General features: G+C 63.5%; 8 protein-coding genes and 2 pseudogenes. 7 read left to right on the plus strand and 3 right to left on the minus strand.

Annotation, left to right across the window (positions count from 1 at the left end; all coding sequences use genetic code 11):
- Positions 1-96: 96 nt before the first annotated feature.
- Together G332_RS0111910 and G332_RS0111915 are read left to right on the plus strand one after the other, a co-directional pair.
- Positions 97-846, plus strand: a complete 750-nt coding sequence (locus G332_RS0111910) for a ParA family protein (protein ID WP_019627217.1) — start codon at positions 97-99, stop codon at positions 844-846.
- A 23-nt stretch (positions 847-869) separates the two neighbouring features.
- Positions 870-1,760 (plus strand): CHAD domain-containing protein, encoded by an 891-nt coding sequence (locus G332_RS0111915; RefSeq protein ID WP_019627218.1) that lies wholly within the window; start codon positions 870-872, stop codon positions 1,758-1,760.
- 187 nt (positions 1,761-1,947) lie between these two features.
- Here the strand turns inward: G332_RS0111915 and G332_RS0111920 are convergent, their stop codons facing one another.
- Both G332_RS0111920 and G332_RS0111925 read right to left on the minus strand, forming a co-directional pair.
- Positions 1,948-2,211, minus strand: a complete 264-nt coding sequence (locus tag G332_RS0111920; protein WP_019627219.1) for a Txe/YoeB family addiction module toxin — start codon at positions 2,209-2,211, stop codon at positions 1,948-1,950.
- Complete coding sequence (locus tag G332_RS0111925; protein ID WP_018139194.1) at positions 2,208-2,450, minus strand: type II toxin-antitoxin system Phd/YefM family antitoxin; 243 nt, start codon at positions 2,448-2,450, stop codon at positions 2,208-2,210. The genes G332_RS0111920 and G332_RS0111925 overlap by 4 nt, the downstream gene beginning before the upstream one ends.
- A gap of 368 nt (positions 2,451-2,818) precedes the next feature.
- Between G332_RS0111925 and G332_RS0111930 the strand changes: the two genes are divergently transcribed.
- The 3 genes and pseudogenes from G332_RS0111930 to G332_RS13555 form a co-directional block, all read left to right on the plus strand.
- Complete coding sequence (locus tag G332_RS0111930; protein ID WP_019627220.1) at positions 2,819-3,508, plus strand: YceH family protein; 690 nt, start codon at positions 2,819-2,821, stop codon at positions 3,506-3,508.
- Between the two features lie 392 nt (positions 3,509-3,900).
- Positions 3,901-5,040, plus strand: a complete 1,140-nt coding sequence (gene dinB, locus G332_RS0111935) for a DNA polymerase IV (RefSeq protein ID WP_231362894.1) — start codon at positions 3,901-3,903, stop codon at positions 5,038-5,040.
- 64 nt (positions 5,041-5,104) lie between these two features.
- Positions 5,105-5,293: pseudogene (locus G332_RS13555) on the plus strand (transposase); the annotation flags it as partial.
- 31 nt (positions 5,294-5,324) lie between these two features.
- On the opposite strand, the pseudogene G332_RS12965 reads toward G332_RS13555, so the two are convergent.
- Positions 5,325-5,555: pseudogene (locus tag G332_RS12965) on the minus strand (type II toxin-antitoxin system RelE/ParE family toxin); the annotation flags it as partial.
- A 149-nt stretch (positions 5,556-5,704) separates the two neighbouring features.
- Between G332_RS12965 and G332_RS0111950 the strand changes: the two are divergent.
- Together G332_RS0111950 and G332_RS13410 are read left to right on the plus strand one after the other, a co-directional pair.
- Positions 5,705-5,989 (plus strand): type II toxin-antitoxin system Phd/YefM family antitoxin, encoded by a 285-nt coding sequence (locus tag G332_RS0111950; protein WP_019627224.1) that lies wholly within the window; start codon positions 5,705-5,707, stop codon positions 5,987-5,989.
- 367 nt (positions 5,990-6,356) lie between these two features.
- On the plus strand, positions 6,357-6,584 hold a 228-nt coding region (locus G332_RS13410), incomplete at its 3' end, for a helix-turn-helix domain-containing protein (protein ID WP_019627225.1).

A 6,584-nucleotide genomic window follows, 5' to 3' on the forward strand; every position in this document is an offset into this window, starting at 1 on the left:
CCGACAGGCTCCGCGCCACGGTGACGATCGCCCCGCTGAGTGTGATAGCGTCCGGTCATCGGGTCCATACGTGGCCTGGTACTTTTGCAAACATCAATGAAAACGATTGCCTTCTACAATCTGAAGGGCGGGGTAGGGAAGACCTCGGCAGCCGTCAATTGTGCCTGGTTGGCTGCCGCTTCCGGCCTGCGCACGCTCTTCTGGGACCTTGATCCCCAGGGCGCAGGGGGCTGGTATCTGGCGCCGCAGGCGACGGGCAGCGGGGAGATCAAAAAGATCCTGCGCGGGAAGGTTCCCGTCGGGCACCTGGTCCGGCGCACGCCCTACGAGAAGCTGGACCTGATCCCGTCGGATCTCGCCTATCGCAACCTGGATGTGGCCATCAAGCGTCACGCGGATGGCGATCAGACCCTGGCCAGGCTCATTTCGCCATTCGGGGAGGACTACTCGCTGGTGGTGCTGGACTGTCCACCCAGCCTCTCCGAGCTCGCCCGGCAGGTCTTTGCCGCAACCGACGCGGTCCTGGTCCCGTTGATTCCGTCCTCGTTGTCCGTGCGCTCCTTCGATCAGGTCCGGTCCTTCATGAAGGACCGGGGGCTGGGGCACAAGCAGCTATATCCCTTTTTCTGCCAGGTCGATCGACGCCGCAGGCTCCACAGAACCTTGCGCGATCAACCGCCCGTCTCGCTCAAGCGTCTGTTGACCGCCGAGATTCCTTACGCCGCCATCGTGGAGCGCATGGGCGAGCAGATGCAGCCGTTGCCCGCGTTCGCCCCGCATGCCCCGGTCACGCGGGACTATGCCGCGCTGTGGAGCGAGATCGAAAAAAAGGTGAAGATTTCCTGACCGATTGGCTTTGAGGCCGGAACATGGCATTCGCATTCAAGCGCAAGGAATCCGTCTCGGCCGGCCTCCGCCGTGTAGTGCGCGAGGAGATGTCCAGCGGTGAGGCGGAGCTTCTGGACGCCGGGATTCCTGATGACCGGGTGGTCCACGAGACCCGAAAGCGGCTCAAACGGCTACGGGCGTTGCTGCGCCTGGTCGAGCCGCAGTTGCCCCGCAAGGATTTTCGCGACAGGAACCGGGCGCTGCGGGATCTGGGTCGGGCACTGTCCGGCGCCCGCGATGCAGCGGTCATCCTGACGACGCTGCGCACCCTGGCAGACGCGCCCGGGATGCCCTCCGTAGAACCGCTGCATCGCTATCTCTCCGAGCAGTATGGCGCAGCGCAGGCAGGAGACGATCAACTGAAGGCGCAGCGTCATGCAGTCGCTGCGGCGTTGCGGGAACGCCGGGCCGAGATGGTTGCCCTGCCATCGCGGGGAAAGGGGTTTGCACGGATCGCGCCCGGGCTCGAACGGACCTATCGGCGTGGGCGAGAGGCGCTGGGAGTGGCGCTTGTGGACGGAGATGACGAGCTCTGGCACACATGGCGCAAGCGGACCAAGGAGCACTGGATCCAGATGCGCCTGCTGCGGCCCGTCTGGCCGGAGATGATGAAAGCGCAGGCCCGGGCCCTGGGAACACTGTCCGATCTGCTCGGCGACGACCATGACCTGACCGTTGTGGACACGGTGCTGGTCGGTCTGCCGGAGGGGGTGATGGAACCCTCGGCCATCGCCAGACTGCGTGCCCAGGTGGCCGAGCAGAAGGGCTCTCTACGGGCGCGCGGCCTGTCGCTGGGTCAGCGCGTGTACGCCGAAAAGCCGAAGGCCTTGCAAAAACGACTGCACGCCTACTGGCGCGCATGGCGCCCCTGATCCGCGCCCGCGCTGCCTGGCGTTCGGGGTATCGATGGCAGCGGGGTGCCGATGCCTGCAACGACCTCGGGCCACGGGGCAGGCGTTGGCGCCGGAGATCCCGCTCCTCCGCGTTGCCCCGGCCAGGATGACGTTCTGGCCGCAGAAAAATAAATCTGTCCCCGTTTCTTGTTTCTTTGTAGCCGGGTTACTCGTAGTGGCTCCATAAACGAATCACTTTGACCACTTTCTCGTCTTCAAGCACCTGGTACACAAGCCGGTGCTGAATATTGATGCGCCGCGAGTACGCGCCGGAGAGATCACCCACCAGCTTCTCGCAAGGTGGGGGCGTTTGATACGGATCTTCCGCGATCAGCGACAGCAGTGCCTGTGCCTTTGGCTTAAGGCCGCTGGCAGCCAGCTTTTTCGCATCCTTTTGAGCCTGTCGGGTGTAGACCAACTTCCATGTCACCAATCAAGCTCCTCATGGCATTCATCCGCCGGAGTATCCATGCCCTCGCGGATCGACTCGCGCATACCCGGCACCGATAGCAGGTACAGGGTCTCCTGAATGGCCGACCAGTCCGACTCGGATAGCAGGACTGCGTTGTTCCGTTTGCCGGTGATCACAATCGGCTCATGGGATTCCGCCGTTTCGTCGATCAGCCGGTAGAGGTTGCTGCGCGCCTCTGTAGCCGTAATTCCCGTCATGGCGCACCTCGCAAGTGTGTGGGCTTCGACCAAGAGTACGCCTTGGCGTACGTCCCGTAAACCGTACGGTTTTCCCGTCATTGCCAGATACCGCAGCAACTGCGGCAACGGCTCGGATCGTTCCAGTAATCATCCTTTCGCCCAGCCTGGACGCTCATTCCGGAAACCGCACCGGGCGGCGCGCGGACGGGGGGTGTCAGCTGGGAGAGTGGAGGTGGCCGTCGACAAGGAATCGCGCCAGGGTGAAGTCATGAAAGTAGCCCTGCGCAGCCCGGTTCGAGCTCAGCCGATCAAGCAGGCCAATCGCACGAACGAAACCGCGCAATGCCGCATACTACATACCACTCCCGCAACCGGACCCGATGTGCATGAGCGATCCAAGCGAAAACGCCCCAGGCCTGCCCCTGGAGCCGCCACTGGAGCCTGAAGAGGCCCGCGTGCTGGGCTGTCTGATCGAGAAGGCAGCGGCCACGCCGGAGAGCTACCCGCTGACCCTGAATGCCACGGTCACGGCGGCCAACCAGAAAACCAGCCGGCACCCGGTAATGAAGCTTGAGCCGGGCCAGGTCGGTCAGGCGCTGCGCAAGCTGGAGCAGCGCGGCCTGGTCAAAAGTGATGTCGGCGCCCGCGCGACGCGCTACGCACACAAGGCCAACCACGTACTGGAGCTGACGCCGGGGCAGTCCGCGATCATCGGGCTGCTGCTGTTACGGGGCCCGCAAACGGTGGCCGAGCTGTATACGCGGGCCGAGCGCCTGCATGGTTTTGATGACCAGGAAGGGGTGCGCGACAACCTTCAGAGTCTGGCCGGGCGCGAAGCGCCTCTGATCACGGACCTGGGCCGTGCCCCTGGCCAGCGCGAGGACCGCTACATGCACCGGCTGTGTGGTGAGATCGACGGCGAACGGCTGCAACGGTCGGTTGCCAGCGCGAGCCGAGCAGCCACTCCCGACAGCCCGGCCGTGACCGACCGGCTCAAGGCACTGGAAGCCCGGGTGGCCGAACTGGAGGCGCATCTGGGGTTGAAGAGCAGTGGTGCGGATGGGGCTGAGGACTGACCAGGGAGACTCTCAATTCGATGTCGCCCAGGCCACTAGGCCGTGCTGTGCGCCGCTGCCTTATCCGGCACGGCCGCACGCCAGTGGGTTTAGGTCGTGTCCTTTGAGCGAGAGTCCTCGAAAAAGGCAAGTTCAGAGCCCTGCGGTTTCTTGATTGGTGGTTGCCGCGGCCCCTGGGGGTTCGCAACGACGGGGGGATGTGTTGTGGGCGGGCAGCCTCTGGCCGATCCAGCGCCAGCCACGCCCCTTGGCCAGAGGGCCGGCCTCCCACAGCAGGGTGGGATGGGGCGGTAATTCATCGGTGGTCGGGATGCTGGCTGGTAGACTACCCCCTTCAGGGAGCGCAGCGTGCGGCGTCTCCTTAAGCCGAGTCCGGGTCTGATTGCCATTCCGTGAGAACCATCGCTCATCTCGATATGGATGCGTTTTATGCATCCGTGGATCTGCTCCGCTATCCGGAGCTGCGGGGGCGGCCCGCGGTGATCGGAGGGCGACGTCTCTCCGTGCCGGAGCGAGGGGCAGATTGGCGGTATCGGTTCGAACGGCTCGGCGATTATCGAGGGCGCGGTGTGGTGACGACGGCGACCTACGAGGCGCGGGCGTTTGGGGTGCATTCCGGGATGGGGCTGATGAAGGCGGGGCAGCTGGCGCCGGATGCGGTTTTGTTGCCGGCGGATTTCGATGCCTATCGCGCCTGTTCGCGTCAGTTCAAGCAGGTGGTCCGGGCGCGAGCCGATAAGGTCGAGGATCGCGGCATCGACGAGGTGTTTATCGATCTGACCGATGTGAAGGGCGATCCGGTGGAGACGGCGCGAGGGATTCGCGATGCGGTGCAGGCCGAGACGGGGCTGTCTTGTTCCATCGGCCTGGCCGCTAACAAGCTGCTGGCCAAGATCGCCTCGGATCTGGAGAAGCCGGCGGGGATGACGGTGCTGGGCGAAGGCGACCTCGAGGCGCGCATCTGGGCGCTGGAGGTGGGGAAGGTGAACGGTATAGGGCCAAAGGCGACCAAGCGCCTGAAAGCGCTGGGGATCGTCTCGATTGGCGATCTGGCGAAGGCCGATCTATATCGGTTGCGCCAGCATTTTGGCGAGACCTATGCCTGGTGGCTGTATGAGGTGGCCCATGGCCGGGACGACAGCCCCGTAATCACCGAGCGGGAGCCTAAATCCATCAGCCGAGAATCCACCTTCGAGCGGGACCTGCATCCACGGGCGGATCGCGACGAGCTGACTCGCATACTGGTGGCCCTGTGCGAACGGGTTGCCGGGGATCTCCATAGCAAGGGCTACTTGGGCCGGACGGTCGGGATCAAGTTGCGCTATAGCGATTTCCGCACGGTTACCCGCGACCTTACGCTGGACACGTGGACGGACGACCCTCAGGCGATTCTGGCCGCGTCCCGTGACTGCTTGCGTCGGATCGACCTGGGTCAACCGCTGCGGCTGCTGGGCGTGCGCGTCACCAAGCTGGCCTCGGCGGCGCGGAACACCCGGTTGAAAGCCAGCCGACAAACGACGTTGCCCCTGTAGATTCTCGCGGAGCACATTGCTGCTGCCACGTGGCGCGCGAGCACCTTGAGGGGATGATGTCGAAGAACGACGAGTCCGGTATGCGCGGTTCGTGGAGCAGGGCGTCCCGGAACAGGGGCTGTCGCTGATGCGCGAGGCGCTGCAGCGCGGCCAACTCACCGGCAACTGGCGTTTTGTGGATGGGGTGGAGGAGGTCATCGGCTGTTGCATTGAGCGGCGGCGTCCAGGCCGTCCGCCGTCACGTCAGGCATGAGAAATCAATCTGTCCCCGTTTTTCCCGCCCGTCATTCGCCGCCAAAATAGTCGTCCTCGCGCTGGTGCCGAAACGCCAGCAGGGTGACCGTCTCGGCATCGTCGATCTCGAACAGGGCAACATAACCCGAGCGCCCAAACGGAATCAGGAGTTCGCGGATGCGGGGGTGGTAGGCGTCGGCCATGCGGCAGCTCAGCGGAAAGCGCTCCAGGAGCGCCACTGCCTCGCCGATGGCGGCTCGGGCATGCGCCTCGGCCGTCGGTTACCTTGGTCCGACCCCGTCTTTCTGCCCGGCCGGGATAACAGTGTGACGCTTCGAAGAAGATGGGTGTCCACTTCCTCCGTCTTCTTCCGCAGGGTGCTCTCCATAGCCCTTTTAACAGGTGCTATAGTCCGCCCTAACGGCGGCTTATGATGGAGCGGATTGCGATGATCAAATTTTCCGAAGACCTGGTCCCCCTGACCGACCTGAAGACGAATCCCGGACGGGTTATGAAACACGTGGCCGAGGTTCACCGGCCCGTACTGCTGACTAGCCGGGGCAGGGGTGTTGCCGTGGTTCAGTCGGTGGCGGATTTCGAAAAGGCTGAGGAAGAGCGGGACTTCATGCGGGCCGTCGTCGCGGGTCTGGCGGACCTGGAGGCTGGTAGGGAAGTCTCGCTGGACGAGGCCAGGAAGCAGCTCGGTCTCAAATAGGGAAACACTGATTAATGTACACACTCGCGTTGGTACCCCAGGTTTTCCGAGACAAGGCGCGGAGCGCAGCCGGTAGTGGTTCTACCGGCAAGGGCCGCAACGCAGGATCGGGGAACCTGGGGTACCAACCCCACCAACCATTCAATGCAGGGGCTCGGCCGCCCGTTGTTATCAAAAACGGGCGCGCACACGGCGTTGCGGTTCACCTGTAGCAGAATGACTGCACGGCAGTCACCGCGCCTTGTTCGCACGCAAAAGCGACTCGAGCGCGAGCGTGTACATTAATCAGTGTTTCCCTAGTGTGCTTTAACATTAGTTCGTTATACAATATAGGCCATGGGTTGATCTCCATTTGAGAGGGGGCGTTATGGCTCAACGTGGTCGCAAACCGATCAAGCTGGACCTGTCGGATGCTGAGCGTGCCGAGTTGCAGCAGTGGGTGCGGCGCCGCAAAACGCCAGCGGCCGAAAAGCAACGCGCGGAGCTGATTCTGGACAGTTCCGAGGGCCTTTCCGGGCGAGACATCGCGGCCCGGCACCAGGTGTCGGTGCAAACGGTTTCCAAATGGCGAAGGCGTTTTGAGCGTTATCGGCTT

Origin of the sequence: Thioalkalivibrio sp. ALJT, assembly GCF_000381825.1 — a bacterium.
Classification (GTDB): Bacteria; Pseudomonadota; Gammaproteobacteria; order Ectothiorhodospirales; family Ectothiorhodospiraceae; genus Thioalkalivibrio.